The sequence below is a fragment of the Paraburkholderia sp. BL25I1N1 genome, from assembly GCF_003002025.1.
Taxonomy (GTDB): Bacteria; Pseudomonadota; Gammaproteobacteria; order Burkholderiales; family Burkholderiaceae; genus Paraburkholderia.
On sequence record NZ_PVZB01000012.1, the window covers coordinates 14,627 to 28,380 of the forward strand.

The 13,754-nt window shown below is 58.9% G+C and carries 12 protein-coding genes; 7 read left to right on the plus strand and 5 right to left on the minus strand.

Translation table 11 applies throughout. From position 1 onward, the window contains the following. Positions 1–100: 100 nt before the first annotated feature. From B0G73_RS18670 to B0G73_RS18695, 6 genes are all read left to right on the plus strand, one after another. The gene (locus tag B0G73_RS18670) at positions 101–1,423 is read left to right on the plus strand and encodes an FAD-binding oxidoreductase (RefSeq protein WP_106282799.1); all 1,323 of its coding nucleotides are present in this window, start codon (positions 101–103) and stop codon (positions 1,421–1,423) included. Positions 1,424–1,452: 29 nt separating this feature from the next. Further along, on the plus strand, positions 1,453–2,193 hold the full coding sequence (locus tag B0G73_RS18675; RefSeq protein ID WP_106283000.1) for an amino acid ABC transporter ATP-binding protein: 741 nt from the start codon (positions 1,453–1,455) through the stop codon (positions 2,191–2,193). Positions 2,194–2,242: 49 nt separating this feature from the next. Next, positions 2,243–3,061: an ABC transporter substrate-binding protein gene (locus B0G73_RS18680; protein WP_106282800.1), complete on the plus strand. Its 819-nt coding sequence runs from the start codon at positions 2,243–2,245 to the stop codon at positions 3,059–3,061. An 80-nt stretch (positions 3,062–3,141) separates the two neighbouring features. Further along, positions 3,142–3,930 (plus strand): amino acid ABC transporter permease, encoded by a 789-nt coding sequence (locus B0G73_RS18685; RefSeq protein WP_106282801.1) that lies wholly within the window; start codon positions 3,142–3,144, stop codon positions 3,928–3,930. A gap of 27 nt (positions 3,931–3,957) precedes the next feature. Then, entirely contained in the window at positions 3,958–5,295 is a 1,338-nt protein-coding gene (locus B0G73_RS18690) for an FAD-binding oxidoreductase (RefSeq protein ID WP_106282802.1), read from the plus strand. Positions 5,296–5,304: 9 nt separating this feature from the next. Further along, positions 5,305–5,997, plus strand: a complete 693-nt coding sequence (locus B0G73_RS18695) for an SDR family NAD(P)-dependent oxidoreductase (RefSeq protein WP_258193359.1) — start codon at positions 5,305–5,307, stop codon at positions 5,995–5,997. A 388-nt stretch (positions 5,998–6,385) separates the two neighbouring features. On the opposite strand, the gene B0G73_RS18705 is transcribed toward B0G73_RS18695, so the two are convergent. Then, complete coding sequence (locus tag B0G73_RS18705) at positions 6,386–7,675, minus strand: MFS transporter (protein WP_106282804.1); 1,290 nt, start codon at positions 7,673–7,675, stop codon at positions 6,386–6,388. Between the two features lie 75 nt (positions 7,676–7,750). Then, the gene (locus B0G73_RS18710) at positions 7,751–9,151 is read right to left on the minus strand and encodes a M20 family metallopeptidase (RefSeq protein WP_106282805.1); all 1,401 of its coding nucleotides are present in this window, start codon (positions 9,149–9,151) and stop codon (positions 7,751–7,753) included. Between B0G73_RS18710 and B0G73_RS18715 the strand changes: the two genes are divergently transcribed. Continuing rightward, entirely contained in the window at positions 9,132–10,193 is a 1,062-nt protein-coding gene (locus tag B0G73_RS18715; protein ID WP_258193360.1) for a LysR family transcriptional regulator, read from the plus strand. The two genes, B0G73_RS18710 and B0G73_RS18715, sit on opposite strands and share 20 nt — an antisense overlap. Positions 10,194–10,225: 32 nt before the next feature. Here the strand turns inward: B0G73_RS18715 and B0G73_RS18720 are convergent, their stop codons facing one another. The 3 genes from B0G73_RS18720 to B0G73_RS18730 all read right to left on the minus strand — a co-directional run bounded on the left by B0G73_RS18720 (position 10,226) and on the right by B0G73_RS18730 (position 13,649). After that, positions 10,226–10,699 carry a hypothetical protein gene (locus B0G73_RS18720; protein WP_106282806.1) on the minus strand — a complete coding sequence of 158 codons (474 nt, stop codon included), beginning with the start codon at positions 10,697–10,699 and terminating at the stop codon, positions 10,226–10,228. A 582-nt stretch (positions 10,700–11,281) separates the two neighbouring features. Further along, positions 11,282–12,859 (minus strand): methyl-accepting chemotaxis protein, encoded by a 1,578-nt coding sequence (locus B0G73_RS18725; RefSeq protein ID WP_106282807.1) that lies wholly within the window; start codon positions 12,857–12,859, stop codon positions 11,282–11,284. A gap of 280 nt (positions 12,860–13,139) precedes the next feature. Then, positions 13,140–13,649, minus strand: a complete 510-nt coding sequence (locus B0G73_RS18730; RefSeq protein ID WP_106282808.1) for an Lrp/AsnC family transcriptional regulator — start codon at positions 13,647–13,649, stop codon at positions 13,140–13,142. Between the last annotated feature and the right edge of the window lie 105 nt (positions 13,650–13,754).

The following is a 13,754-nucleotide window of genomic DNA, read 5'->3' on the forward strand; positions in this document are numbered from 1 at the left end:
CATGCCATATCAAAAATGAATGGCAGACGTTTTTGGCCGTATTTGACCGGATAAACGACGCAAACCTACACTGGGTCGCAACAGTCAACCGCGAGATTCCATGCGACCCGACGCGCTGCTTTTCCACGACGATTTCAAGGTTGCGCCTTACTGGTGGGATGCAGCGCCGCCCGAAACGGCGCGCGAGCCGTTGCCCGAGCGTGTCGATCTGGCGATCGTCGGCGGTGGTTACTGCGGCCTCTCGGCAGCAGCGGAGGCTGCCCGCCAGGGCGCGAGCGCAGCCGTGCTCGACGCCGCGGAAATCGGCGCGGGCGGCAGTACGCGCAGCGGCGGGATGGTGTCGAGCGGGCAAAAGCTCGCACTGACCAACGCGATTCGAGGCGTCTCTCCCGAGCGGCTGAGCCGTTTGATGCACGAGTCGATGGCGAGTTTCGAGTACCTGCAACACATCATCGCCGACGAAGCGCTCGACGCCGATCTGCAGATCACCGGCCGTTTCTTCGGCGCGTTCACGCAAGGGCATTTCGAGCATCTGCGCAAACAGGGTGAACTGCTGCACGAAAAAACCGGCGTCACGGTGCACGTGATTACTCGCGCGGACCAGCGTGCGCTGATCGGCTCCGACTATTACTACGGCGGCATTCTGGTCGACGAATACGGCGGTCTGCATACGGCCAAATATCATCGCGCGCTGCGGCAGCTGGCGCGACGCCGCGGCGCGAGTCTGCATTCGCACGCCGCAGTGCAGCGAATCGAGCGGCACCGCGCGGGCTTTCTCGTGCATACCGCCCGCGGCCGCATCGACGCGAAGCAGGTACTAATCGCGACCAACGGCTACACCGGTCCGCTGCTGCCGTTCCTGTCGCGCCGTGTGCTGCCGGTGGCGAGTTACCAGATCGCGACCGAGTCGCTGCCCGCCGGACTGATGGCCGCGCTCAACCCCGGACGCAGAATGATCAGCGACTCGAAACGCAATCTGTTTTACACGCGGCCTTCGCCGGATGGCACGCGCATGATCTTCGGCTCGCGGCCGGCGATTCGCGAAGTGAGCGAACGCGAAGCCGCGCGAATTCTGTACGCGAAGATGATCGAGCTTTGGCCGGCGCTGCGCGACGTGCGCATCACGCACGCATGGAAAGGCTATGTGGCAATGACTGGCGACCGGCTCGCGCATATCGGCGTGCACGACGGCATCTACCATGCGCTGGGATGCAACGGCAATGGCGTCGCGCTGATGAGCTATCTCGGGCAGCGCGTCGCGCGGCACCTGCTCGGCGTCGACGCCGAGCCGGGCGCATTCGGCGAAGGCGCATTCCCGGTGAGCGCCGCGGGCATCGCAAGCCGTTGGGTCGTGCCGGTCGGCACCGCGCTTTATCAACTCGACGACTTGTGGGACGGCCGCGCACGTGCCGCGCTGTCATGAAGCACGTCATTGTCAACCAGGAGCCGCCGATGATTTCGCTGCAGAACGTGTCGAAATGGTATGGCGAACATAGAGTGCTGAGCGATTGTTCGGCGCACATTCAGGCGGGCGAAGTCGTCGTGATCTGCGGACCGTCCGGCTCCGGCAAATCGACGCTGATCAAGACCGTCAATGGACTCGAACCGGTTCAGCAAGGCGCGATCGTGGCGGCGGGCATCGCGGTGGCCGGTCAACCGTCCGCGCTGAAAAAATCCGCGCTCGCCGAGCTGCGCACTCGCGTTGGCATGGTGTTCCAGCAGTTCGAGCTGTTTCCCCATCTCACCGTCCGTGAGAACTTGATGCTCGCGCAAACCCGCGTGTTGAGGAGAAGCCGTGATGAAGCCACCGACAAGGCACGCGTGCTATTGCAACGCGTGGGCATGCGCGCTCACGAGGACAAGTTTCCGTCGCAACTTTCGGGCGGCCAGCAACAACGCGTCGCCATTGCGCGAGCGCTTTCGATGGATCCGGTCGCGATGCTGTTCGACGAGCCCACTTCCGCGCTCGATCCGGAAATGGTGAACGAAGTGCTCGACGTCATGACCGAACTGGCGCAGGAGGGCATGACGATGCTTTGCGTCACGCACGAAATGGGTTTTGCGAAGCGCGTGGCCGATCGCGTGGTGTTCATGGATCAAGGCGCCATCGTCGAAGACGGCACGAAGGATGCATTTTTCGACCGTCCGCGCTCGGCGCGCGCACGCGATTTTCTCTCGAGGATCTTGCACTGATTTCGCCGTCATTCTTTTCACCCGTGGTCTCTTCGTCGGAGCAAACATCATGCGATTTCGCCAATTCCTAAGCCTCGTTGCGATAGTCGTCCCGCTATCGCTCGCAGCCGCTGTCCCCGCGTTTGCCGACGACGTCGGCACCTTGACTCCCGGCAAACTGGTTGCCGGCGTGGATGCGAACAACAAGCCGTATTCTTACGTCGACAACGGCACGATGACCGGTTTCGACGTCGAACTGCTGCGCGCGATTGCCGGCAAACTCGGCCTGAGCGCCGATTTCCGCGCGCAAGACTTTAGCGGCCTGCTGCCGAGCGTGGTGAATCAGCAGATCGATCTGGCCGCCGGGTCGATCTCGATCACCAAGGATCGCCTGAAGATGGTCGATTTCTCCGAGGGCTACCTGACCGGACTGCTCAGCGTCGCGACGTTGTCCGACAGCCCGATTTCGAGCGATCTGGCGTCGGTGAAGGGCAAGCGGATCGGCGTCATACAGGGCACCATCGAAGACACGTACTCGGACAGCTACCTGCCCGGCGCGCAGATCGTGCGCTTTCCGAATCTGAACGCGGGGTTCCTGTCGCTACGCTCGAAGTACATCGACGGCTACTTCGTCGACAAGACGCTGGTGGCGGGGCTGCAGAGCAAGTACCCACAAGTGAACATCGCCGACAAGCTGGATATCTCCGCAGTGAATCTGCCGGCCGGTTTTCCGGTCCGCAAAGGCAACGCGAAGCTCGAAGCCGCGTTGAACAAGACGCTCAACGAACTGGTCGCGGACGGCACGTGGCTCAAGCTCTACCAGCAATTCCACCCGGGCTATCCGAAGCCGACCAGTCTGCCGCCGTATGCTATGAAAAGCGGCAGCTAAGCTGAGCTGACGATTCAACCGGACGATTAGTGGACGAGACGGCAACGCGCTTGCCGCCGACGCACAGACTGGAGCGCGTCATGAATGCATTCCTGCAGAACTTTCTCGACTGGCCCTTGCTGATCGGCTCGCTGCCGTCGCTGCTCTGTACCGGTCTCGTCAATACGCTGGTGCTGTCGGTGTTTTCGACGTTGCTCGGCATTGTCGCGGGCATGGTTCTCGCGTTGATGGCGGTATCGCACACGCGTTGGCTGATGCTGCCCGCGCAGGTATTCATCGACGTGTTCCGCGGTCTGCCCGCGGCATTGGTCATTCTGCTGGTGGGCCAGGGTCTGGCGCCGGTGGGCCTGGCGATTTTCGGGCCCAATCCTTATCCGCTCGCCATCGTCGCGCTGGGCCTGATTTCGTCGGCCTATATCGCGGAGATTTTCCGTTCGGGCATTCAAAGCGTCGGGCGCGGCCAGCTCTCCGCCTGTCAGGCGTTGGGCATGACGTACTGGAGCAGCATGCGTCACGTGATCGTGCCGCAGGGCATCCGGCGCGTTCTGCCGGCGCTCGCCAACCAGTTCATTTCCATCGTGAAGGATTCGAGTCTCGTCTACTTTCTCGGTTTGCTGACATCGCAGCGCGATCTGTTCACCATCGGGCAGAACACGTCGGTGAATGTCGCCAATCTATCGCCGCTAGTGGCCGCTGGCGCGGTCTATCTGTTGATTACCGTGCCGTTGACGCACGCGATCAATCACATCGACCGCTGGACCAATCGCTTCGCGAATCCCCGTCAAGGCAGCACGCGCCGCAAACAGCGAAAGGCGCAGGCCGCCGAAACCGAAACACCTAATGCCAGCATCGCCAAACAACCTCAATAACCGCTATCGGCAGGGCAGCAAAATAATATGGGACCACAAGTCGACGTCGTCGCCGACGACACGAACGTACCCGCGGAAGTGGATGTCGTCGTGATCGGCGGCGGGATTATCGGCGTGAGCACCGCGCTGTCTCTCAGCAATAAGGGCTTGCGCGTGGCGCTCTGCGAGAAAGGCCATATCGCGGGCGAGCAGTCCAGCCGCAACTGGGGATGGGTGCGCGTGACGCACCGCGACATGCGCGAGTTCGAACTGAGCATTGAAAGCCTGAAACTGTGGCGCAAGATCGACGAAACGCTCGGCATCGAAACCGGCTTCAACCAGTGCGGCATCCTTTATATGACCGAGGACGACAAGGTCATGGAAGGTCATCGTACGTGGCTGGACGACGCTCGGGGCATAGCGGGCAACGCGTTCGACACGCGGCTGGTGGACTCGAAAGAGGTTGCCGCGTTGTTGCCGGGTGCGGCAAGAGCATTCAAGGGCGGTTTATATACGCCCGGCGACGGCCGTGCCGAGCCGCAAAAGGCCGCGCCTGCCATCGCCAATGCGTTGCGCAAACGCGGCGTCAGGATTCTCACGCCCTGTGCCGCGCGCGGCATCGAAACCAGCGGCGGACGGGTCAGCGCGGTCGTCACCGAGCACGGCACGATTCGTTGTCAGAGCGTGGTGGTGGCAGGCGGCGCGTGGTCGCGGCTGTTCTGCGGCAATCTCGACGTGGATCTGCCGCAACTGCTCGTGCGTGCGTCGGTGCTGCGTACGGAACCGATTGCGGGCGGCCCCACGTGCAGCGCCAGCAACAAGCATTTCGCGTTTCGCAAGCGCGCGGACGGCGGCTATACGGTGGCACACGGCTTTCGCACCTATAGCGATCTGACGCCCGACAGTTTCCGCCTGTTTTTCCAATACATCGAGGCGTTGAAGAGCCAGTTGGGTTCGCTGCGGATCGGCATCGGCGCGCGCTTTTTTGACGAATTGCGTCGTCCGCGTCATTGGGCGCTCGATCGGCCCACTGTTTTCGAACAGACACGCACGCTAGATCCCGAGCCGATCGCCGCTTATGTGGACGGCGGCCTGCATGAGTTCGTCAAGGTGTTTCCGCACCTTGCCGGCGCGCGTATTGCGCAGCGTTGGGCCGGCTATATGGATGTCACACCGGATGCCATTCCCGTGATCTCCGGCGTGGACGCCGTGCCGGGGCTCTTTATCGGCACTGGCTTTTCGGGCCACGGTTTCGGCATCGGCCCGGCGGCGGGCCAACTGATGGCGGACCTCGTCACCAACGACACGCCGCTCGTGAATCCTCACGCATTTCGTCTGAACCGCTTCAGCGACGGCACGAAAATCGTGATCGACGCGGGCTTCTAGGGAGCAGCCATGCAAACCGTGCAAAAGGTAGCGATGATTTCCGGCGCGAGTCGCGGCATCGGCCTCGAGATCGCGAAAGAACTGGCGCGGCGCGGCTATCGTTTGTCGCTGGGCGCACGCGATCCGGCCTCGCTCGCGAACCGTTTCGACGCGTTCGTCTGCGCTTACGAAGCGCGTGATCCGCAGGCGGGGCGCCGCTGGGTGGCGGCGACCGTCGAAGCGTTCGGCCGCATCGACGTGCTGGTCAGCAATGCGGGCATTTGCAAACCCGTCGGTCTCGAAGACGGCACCGACGAGATGCTTGAAGAAACGCTGGATATCAACGTGAAGGCGCCGTACCGTCTGATTCAGGCGGCGTTGCCGCATTTACGTCGCGCCGGCGCGGCTCGCGTGGTGCAGATCGCGTCGTTGTCGGGCAAGCGTGTGAAGAACCTCAACGCTGGTTATCAAATGTCGAAGCATGCGGTGATCGCGCTCAACCACGCGGTCAGGCGCGCGGGCTGGGACGACGGCATTCGTGCGACCGCGATCTGCCCGGGTTTCGTGAACACGGAAATGGCGGCGGGGATCGCCGACCTGGCGCCCGAAGCCATGACACAACCGGAAGATTTGGCACGCATTGTCGCTAATACGATTGAACTGCCGAACTCGGCGAGCGTCGCGGAAATCCTCGTCAATTGCCGGCATGAGGATCTTTTTTAGGCGAGCGGGTCAGGCGTCGGTTTAAAGCAGATCTTGAGCGTGCCATCGCGGCAATGTGCGTTGAAATGCTGCTTGACGGAGAGTTAAGCAGAACTTGCGCTGTGAGGCGGCGCTGCCCGCGGCGGCTACGTCAATCGCGTCAGCGTCGCTCACGCCTACCGCCAATCCACGGCGGATCCGCAAATACCTCCGCCATCCAGTCGATGAACGCGCGCACTTTCGCCGGCGTGTACTGCGCCGATGCGCGAATCACATGCATCGTTTCATTGCCGGCAACCCAATTTCCGAGGTCAGCGAGAAGCGGGCGGTCGTCGTCGAGTCGAATCATGCTTAAAAGGCGGGTGCATCGCCCCTGTGAGCATGCAAGTCAATTCGCAGGATGCCGGATTTAGCGCAACCGCAACACGGTTTTGCATTTCCACAATGCCGCTAGACTCACTACGCCGAGAAATGCCAGATAAAAGGCAGGTGAAAGCTTGTTGCCGGTGAGTTGAATTAGAGAATCAACGATTAATGGCGCGAACCCGCCGAAGACCGTTACACCGATGTTGTAGCTGACTGCCATACCGGTCGCGCGTGTTTCTTTAGGAAAGGCGTCAGACATCAATGCGGGCAGAGCACCAAAATATACGCCTTTCAGCAAACCGACCCACGCCATCATTGCCATTAACGCGCCCAAGGTCGGATGACGGATCAATGCGTCAAACACCGGGTAAATTGACAGCGTGAAGATTACGCCAGAGGCCGCCATCAAGCGGATTCGGCCCACCCGATCGGAGAGAACGCCAACAAATGGCGGTACGAGCATCAGAATTGCACCTGTCAAGACAGTCGCTGTGAATCCGAACGACGATGGCATGTGGAGTTGCTTGACCGCATAGGTCGGGATATAAAGAATTACGTAGCTCGTGCCGGTCGAGGCGGCCAACACGCCGATCGAGAGCAGCATACGCAGCTTCTGATGCGCTAGAACGGTCCTGACAGGCGTATGGGAAACAGGCGATTTGTCCAGGCTATGCTCGTCCTTCAACTGCCTGCGAAGGTATAGTCCGACTGGACCGATCAGAATTCCAAAGAAAAACGGAACACGCCAGCCCCATGATTCCATGGAGGCCGTGTCCAGGGTGCTGGTCAGCACCGCGCCGAACCCCGCAGCCAGTAGGTAGCTTAGCCCTTGACTCGCGAACTGGAAGCTCGCCATAAAGCCGCTTCGGTGCGGCGCCTGCTCGACCAGAAACGCGGTTGTACTTCCAAACTCGCCTCCCGCGGAAAAGCCCTGCAGCAGACGGGCAGCAAGCACAGCGATAGGTGCGGCCACGCCAATTGCTGCGTATCCTGGCATGACGGCGATGGTCAGTGTGCCGATCATCATCATCGTGATCGATACCAGCATCGACGCTTTTCGACCGTGCCGGTCGGCGTAGGAACCAAGTGCCAGCGCGCCAATGGGTCGAACAAGATAAGAAATGCCGAAAGTACCAAGCGTAACCAGCAGCGATAGTGACGAACTGGATGCCGGAAAAAACGTCTTTGCAATTGTCGTCGCAAAGAATCCATAAATCAGGATATCAAACCATTCCAAAGCGTTTCCGATAGTTGCAGCAAATATGGTTAGGTAAAACCTGGTTTTCGTCGGCTGAGAAAGAAAGCTGGTGCTCACGCTTGCGGGTGTATCCATGACATGCTCCATATAGAGAAATCGATTTGCCCGTTCGACGGCGCGAGCTCAGACCAGTCCATCGATCGTTTACTGTCATAACCTCCGGGCAAGAATGTCGGCACCGTCTTCGCCGAGGTCCCAAAACAAACCAGCCATCATTTGCAGTGCTTCTCGGGCAACGCTGCCGAGCAAGTGTTCATTGGGGGCGTGCTGGCAGCAAGCGCCATACGAATGGGGAATCCAGAGCGTTGGTAAGCCGAGAACATCGGCAAACGCGCTGTTGGGTATTGAGCCGCCGAGGTTAGGTAACAGGTCCACCTTCTTGCCGGTCGTTGCCTGAATCGAGTCGATCGCCCAGTTGACCCACGCGTCATCCGGAGATAGACGCGTAGCGGCCATGCGATCGCCGACTTCGACCGACACGCAGTTGAAGCCGTGGTCGTCCAGGTGGCGACGTACGATCGCCTCGACGTCGTCGCACTGCGTGCCGACCACATATCGAAGCTGGCAATGGGCGCGTGCCGTGGGCGGAATGGCTCCCACGGGATTGGTTGGATTGCCAGTCGTGAAAGCCAGCACTTCAAGCGTATTCCAACCATAAACTCGTTCGGACGGGCTCAGTGTGATTTCTCCCCAGTCCGTATCGACGACGGGATCACCCGGGCCGCCGCCCACGGCTATGTCGCGCAACGAAGTGCGCACCGCCTCCGGTATACACTGCGGACGCAACGCATCGACCAGTATCCTGCCGCGTGCATCCACCAATGCGGACAGCGCGTTAGCGAGCACGGTTCCCGGATTGCGCAGCAAACCGCCCCAGTTGCCTGAGTGATGCGCACCATCGCGCAGTTGCAGCGAGAGCGTGAAGTTAACAAGGCCGCGCGAGCCTAGAAAAATGCACGGCCGGTCCGCCTGGGCCCTGGGGCCATCCGACGCGATGAGTAGATCAGACGCGAGCGCGTCACGGTAGCGCTCGCAAAACTGGTCCAGCCCCGGCGAGCCGGTTTCCTCACCGGTCTCCATCAGCAGCTTGACGTTGAAGCCGAGTCTCCCGCCACGTGCCTGCAAAACCGTCTCAAGCGCGGCCAGGTTGATCGAATGCTGTCCTTTGTTGTCCGCAGTGCCGCGGCCGTACCAACGATCGCCTTTCACTGTCACGCACCACGGCGAAAGTCCTGGCTCCCATTGATCATCCTGGCCTCTGACTACGTCCGCGTGTCCGTAGAGCAAGACTGTAGGCAGCGACGGATCCTCGATACGGCTGCCAAGTAACATTGGACCGCCGCCTTCGACGGGATTGGCGAGCACCACGCCGCTGAATCCGAGCGGTTCGATACGCGGCAGTATCTCATCGCGCAAATATTCATGGAGAACAGGCATTCCCGAGGCGCATTGACTTTCGGTGCGCATGCGAACCCGGCGATCCAGATCTGCGAGAAATCTTCCGGAATCGAAGCAGGAGGCGGCGTTGCCGATGCATTTACTGCGTGTCATGATGGACCTCCGTTTCTCGACTCTAGACTTCCGATTGACCAGAGCAGCGTACGAAGACAAAACTTGCATCGCAATTGACTTATTTGCAGGGTCCCGTTTCTTAATTTTCAAATGCGCCACCACGATCATGCTCAGTACACCGATGCGCTACTTTCTATCCGTCGCCAACACGCGTTCGCTTGCGGAAGCATCCGAGCAGATGCATGTCACCATTTCCGCTCTCAGCCGTCAGATCGCAAGGCTCGAGGAGGAGGTCGGGAGCAAGCTGTTCGACCGGCAGCCGCGCGGAATGGTGCTTAATCCGGCGGGGCGGTTGCTTGCAAACTACGTGCGCCGAACTTTGCTGGAAGAGAAGCAGGTGCTGGACGAAATCCATGCGCTTTATACGTTCGATCGAAGCGTAATCAAGATCGCCGTGTCTGAAGCATTCGCACGCGACGTGGTGCCGCGGACTATCGCGTCGTTTTCCGAGCAGTCTCCCGGAACGCGTTTCGAGGTCTCGGTGGTCGCACCGAAAGAAGTGACCATGCTTGTCGGCAGTGGGAAAGTGGATCTCGGACTCACTTTCAGCGTTAGCAGGGACGAGGATATCGTCGTCCTGCATTCCAGACAGGCGCCTATCTACGCGCTCATGCCGCGCTCTCATGCCCTCGCTGACATGGCGCGGGTTTCCCTTGCCGACCTTCATTCATTTCCGATTGCACTGCCGGACCAGGACACCACGATCCGGCAGATTTTCGAAATGACATCGATTCTGGAAGGGTTGAGATTCGATCCGATATTGACCTGCAACAATACCGGCATGCTGTACGTATTTACCCAACTGGCTGGCGCCATTTCGCTAACGAGCCTCCTGACCGTTAAAGCTCGCCTTGAAATGGACGGACTGATCGCGATTCCAGTCGATCATCCGGCCATGCAACTGCGCAGTGTCCAGTTGCAATCGCTACGCGGAAGATTCCTGTCGGGCGCGCTCGAAACATTCAGTACGATGCTCGTCGAGGAGCTTGAAAACGCTTCGGGCGGAGCAGTCAGCGCTTAGCAACGAACCTGCTGTTGATACGTCCGATGTGGTTAATAACCGGTCGCTACATTGCACTTTACGACTTCGCGGAGAACAGCAAAGACTCGTTCGATTCCGAACCGAATAGCCGACGCCTCGTCCGTATCTATTCGATAACGCGTGTGCAAGACAGGCTGCCCGTAAATACCGCCGAGCCAATCCAGCTCTTCCGGCGCACTGGACCATAGCAACAGTTTTACTGCTCGGGATAACGGTCGCATCGATTTGGCGGCGTCCCCTGTCACCGTGGCCACGGCGGATGTCTGGTGCTCGCTGTATTTACTCCATTCTCGATGCAGATGTGCAGGCTCGGGAATTCGCAGCAGCGAGACTTGAGGCACTGCGGAGAAACGCTTCGCCAGCGCCTGAGCAGCCGGAGTCGGAATGCTCTGGTCAACGACGATGCACAGTTGCGTAAATTCCGATGCCGGTAGTATCCAATCCCAATTCACGCTCGACATATCATGCGAATCGAGGCTACCCATTGCACCCTCCGGAAAGGCTAAGCTATTTTTAAAACGCCTCGCAAGCTAAAGGCGATTAACAATGGGCCGATCAGTAGACTTGCGTTCATCGCCGCGTAGCGTTCCCCACACTTTGCGAACACTGGACTTCGCCCGCAAGGTGCGCATTCAGCCGTATTAGGGATGAATTGATGGAGGGCCGAAAGCAAGTAGGTAGCGAGGGAAGCATCTGAGACTCATGGTTCGAATTCTCGACATGTCGATGACTTTCGCTCGCAGCTTAAAAGGGAAGATAGTTGCTGTACGGCGCATCTCTGAACCAAATTGTAAAGAACTTTTCGAGAAATCTCATTGCGAAGAAAATACTAGAAATTTACTTTAGGACATATCGCCGAGCCCGCAATGTACGAAAATTTTGTGTAAATGAATATTCGCACAATAAAAAGATGCACAGATCGACCGAACCGACGCCGCCCGTGTACCTGACCAACGGTGTCGATCGAGAGACTCTCCGCCAGCCCCGGAAGGATGGGGCGATCCCGAATGTATCGCTCGCCGTTCAGGCGAAATCACAGTGCGCTCGAAACGGTCATCGCATTTCGCTCAACCCAGCGACGTGGCAACATCTGCGCTGCTGAGCTTGAAGATCGAGACGACCTGTACGAGTTCGTGTGACTGGTTGCGCAGGCTATTGGCCGCGGCGGCCATTTCTTCTACGAGAGCCGCGTTTTGCTGAGTGGCCTCGTCCATCTGGGTGACCGCTTCGCCGATCTGCGCCACGCCCAGGGATTGTTCGTTGCTCGCGGCATCTATTTCACCCATGGTGGCGGTGACGCGGCGAATGGAGCGGACGACTTCAGTCATGGTGAGACCGGCTTGTTCGACCTGGGCCGAGCCTTCGGCCACGCGCTCCACGCTTGCGCTGATGAGCTTTTTGATTTCCTTGGCCGCGTCGGCCGAACGTGCGGCCAGACTGCGTACTTCATTGGCCACTACCGCGAAGCCGCGGCCCTGTTCACCGGCACGGGCGGATTCCACCGCGGCGTTCAAAGCGAGGATGTTGGTCTGAAAGGCGATGCCGTCGATGACGCCAATGATGTCGGAGATTTTGCTGGAACTGTCGTTGATACCTTTCATGGTATCAACGACCTGATTGACGACTTGGCCACACTGGATGGCGACTTCAGATGTGTTCATGGCCAACTGGTTTGCCTGGCGGGCATTGTCGGCGTTTTGGCGCACGGTGGAACTGAGCTGTTCCATGGCGGCGGCGGTTTCTTCCAGGGCGCTGGCCTGGCTTTCAGTGCGGGCGCTGAGATCATCGTTGCCCTGGGCAATTTCGGCACTGGCGGTGGCCACGGTTTCTGAGCCGGAACGGACGTTGGAGACAACTCGCACGAGGCTGGTTTGCATGTCTCTGAGGCTGTTGAGCAACTGACCGACTTCGTCGGCACCGCTGTTATCGATACGGGCGGTCAAATCGCCTTCAGCGACCTGGCGGGCCACCCCGGTGGCTCTTACCAGTGGCCTGGTGATACTGCCGGAGATCAGCCACGCACACACCATGCTCAGCAGCAGGCTGACCACTCCAAGAGCGATCATCAGCGTGCGGCTGAATTCGTAGTTGGCCTGGATCCGCGTGGCCACCCTGTCAATTTCATCGCGCTGCTGCTTCACTAACGCGTCAACCTTCGCCACAAAGAGCCTGGCGGCCGGGATAAACTGTTGCTCCAGCAACTGGTTCGCCTCCTCGGCTTTGCCTGCCTTTTTCAGCGCATAGATCTGGTCGCGGGTAGCGAGAAAGATTTTGCGTTGTTCGCCAATCGCGGCAAACAATGTCTTTTCCTCTTCAGAGGTCATCAAGACTTCTATCGAATTTTGCAATGCCCCTGAAACCTTGGACGAAGCCTTTGCTTCTTCCACGAAGTAACTGGCAAGACCTGGGTCGGTGCTCTTGGCAATCGCGGTGGTGCGGGTGACGGCGGTATTGATATTGCGCGACCAGTCGTTGACAAGCCGTTCGGTCCGTATTGGGTTGGCAACTAGATCGCGGGTTGCTCGCGCCACTGACGACAGGCGCGCAAGCCCTATGACAATGCTGATCATCGACATGATCAACACCAGAACAAAGCCCGCGCCCAGTCGCTTGGCAATGGGCAAATTGGAAATAAATGTTGGCATAATCAGTTTGCTCAGTAACTAAATAGTCAGATAGCCGCCGAAAATGCCGACTGCCGCTGTTCGTTCCTTAAGGTATACGGCTGCAAACGTCGAACGCTGAAGTGCTCATTCGATAACATGCGTGACATGGAGGTAGGGATAACCTATAAGGCAGCTGCCGTGAGTAGCCCGAATTTTTGGTAATGGATGCTTTGAGGGCCGCCCATCGAGCTTGGTCCGCAGCATCGCGATCCGGCGCAGTGTTGCCCGCTTTCGATACACGATGAACGTTTGCTTTACGCTAGATGGGGAAACTGGTTGTCGATAGGATTTCCTTCAGGACCATGAAGGTCCTGACCTGCCGGACACCGGGCAAGTACAACAACTGTTCGGCATGCAGGCGGTTAAAGCTCTCGCTGTCGCGCGTGCGTACCAGCATGAAGCAGTCGAACTCACCCGTCACAATGTGACACTCCATGCATCCCGAAACCTTCTGCGCGGCTTTTTCGAATGCGGCGAAGGACTCAGGCGTAGAGCGATCCAGCACTACGCCGATGATGATCATCATGCCTGCGTTGAGCTTCTTTGGCTCCAGCAACGCCACGATTCCCCGAATCAGACCTGCTTGTTTAAGCCGGTCCACACGGCGTAAGCACGCTGGCGCGCTCAGGTTCACCTTGGCCGCAAGCGCAACATTTGATATGGATGCGTCGCGCTGAAGCAGCTTGAGGATCGCGCGGTCGACGCGGTCCAATTCAACGCCCGGATGATCGCTCCCACGCGCGTCGGTGCGAACTTTTGTTGCGCTCATCACTATTTCTCCGCACAGTAATTACGTTAGCCAGACATTCATTCAATGAGAATTAAACAAACAACAATATATTCGCAACCCAAATTCCGGCAAAGTTTTTTACCA

Excerpts from the sequence above, each read along its gene's own strand:
- B0G73_RS18725 (WP_106282807.1), bottom strand. The coding sequence starts at position 12,859 with ATGCCAACATTTATTTCCAATTTGCCCATTGCCAAGCGACTGGGCGCG.
- B0G73_RS18680 (WP_106282800.1), top strand. The coding sequence starts at position 2,243 with ATGCGATTTCGCCAATTCCTAAGCCTCGTTGCGATAGTCGTCCCGCTA.
- B0G73_RS18705 (WP_106282804.1), bottom strand. The coding sequence starts at position 7,675 with ATGGATACACCCGCAAGCGTGAGCACCAGCTTTCTTTCTCAGCCGACG.
- B0G73_RS18670 (WP_106282799.1), top strand. The coding sequence starts at position 101 with ATGCGACCCGACGCGCTGCTTTTCCACGACGATTTCAAGGTTGCGCCT.
- B0G73_RS18710 (WP_106282805.1), bottom strand. The coding sequence starts at position 9,151 with ATGACACGCAGTAAATGCATCGGCAACGCCGCCTCCTGCTTCGATTCC.
- B0G73_RS18730 (WP_106282808.1), bottom strand. The coding sequence starts at position 13,649 with ATGAGCGCAACAAAAGTTCGCACCGACGCGCGTGGGAGCGATCATCCG.
- B0G73_RS18685 (WP_106282801.1), top strand. The coding sequence starts at position 3,142 with ATGAATGCATTCCTGCAGAACTTTCTCGACTGGCCCTTGCTGATCGGC.
- B0G73_RS18715 (WP_258193360.1), top strand. The coding sequence starts at position 9,132 with ATGCATTTACTGCGTGTCATGATGGACCTCCGTTTCTCGACTCTAGAC.
- B0G73_RS18695 (WP_258193359.1), top strand. The coding sequence starts at position 5,305 with ATGCAAACCGTGCAAAAGGTAGCGATGATTTCCGGCGCGAGTCGCGGC.
- B0G73_RS18690 (WP_106282802.1), top strand. The coding sequence starts at position 3,958 with ATGGGACCACAAGTCGACGTCGTCGCCGACGACACGAACGTACCCGCG.
- B0G73_RS18720 (WP_106282806.1), bottom strand. The coding sequence starts at position 10,699 with ATGGGTAGCCTCGATTCGCATGATATGTCGAGCGTGAATTGGGATTGG.
- B0G73_RS18675 (WP_106283000.1), top strand. The coding sequence starts at position 1,453 with ATGATTTCGCTGCAGAACGTGTCGAAATGGTATGGCGAACATAGAGTG.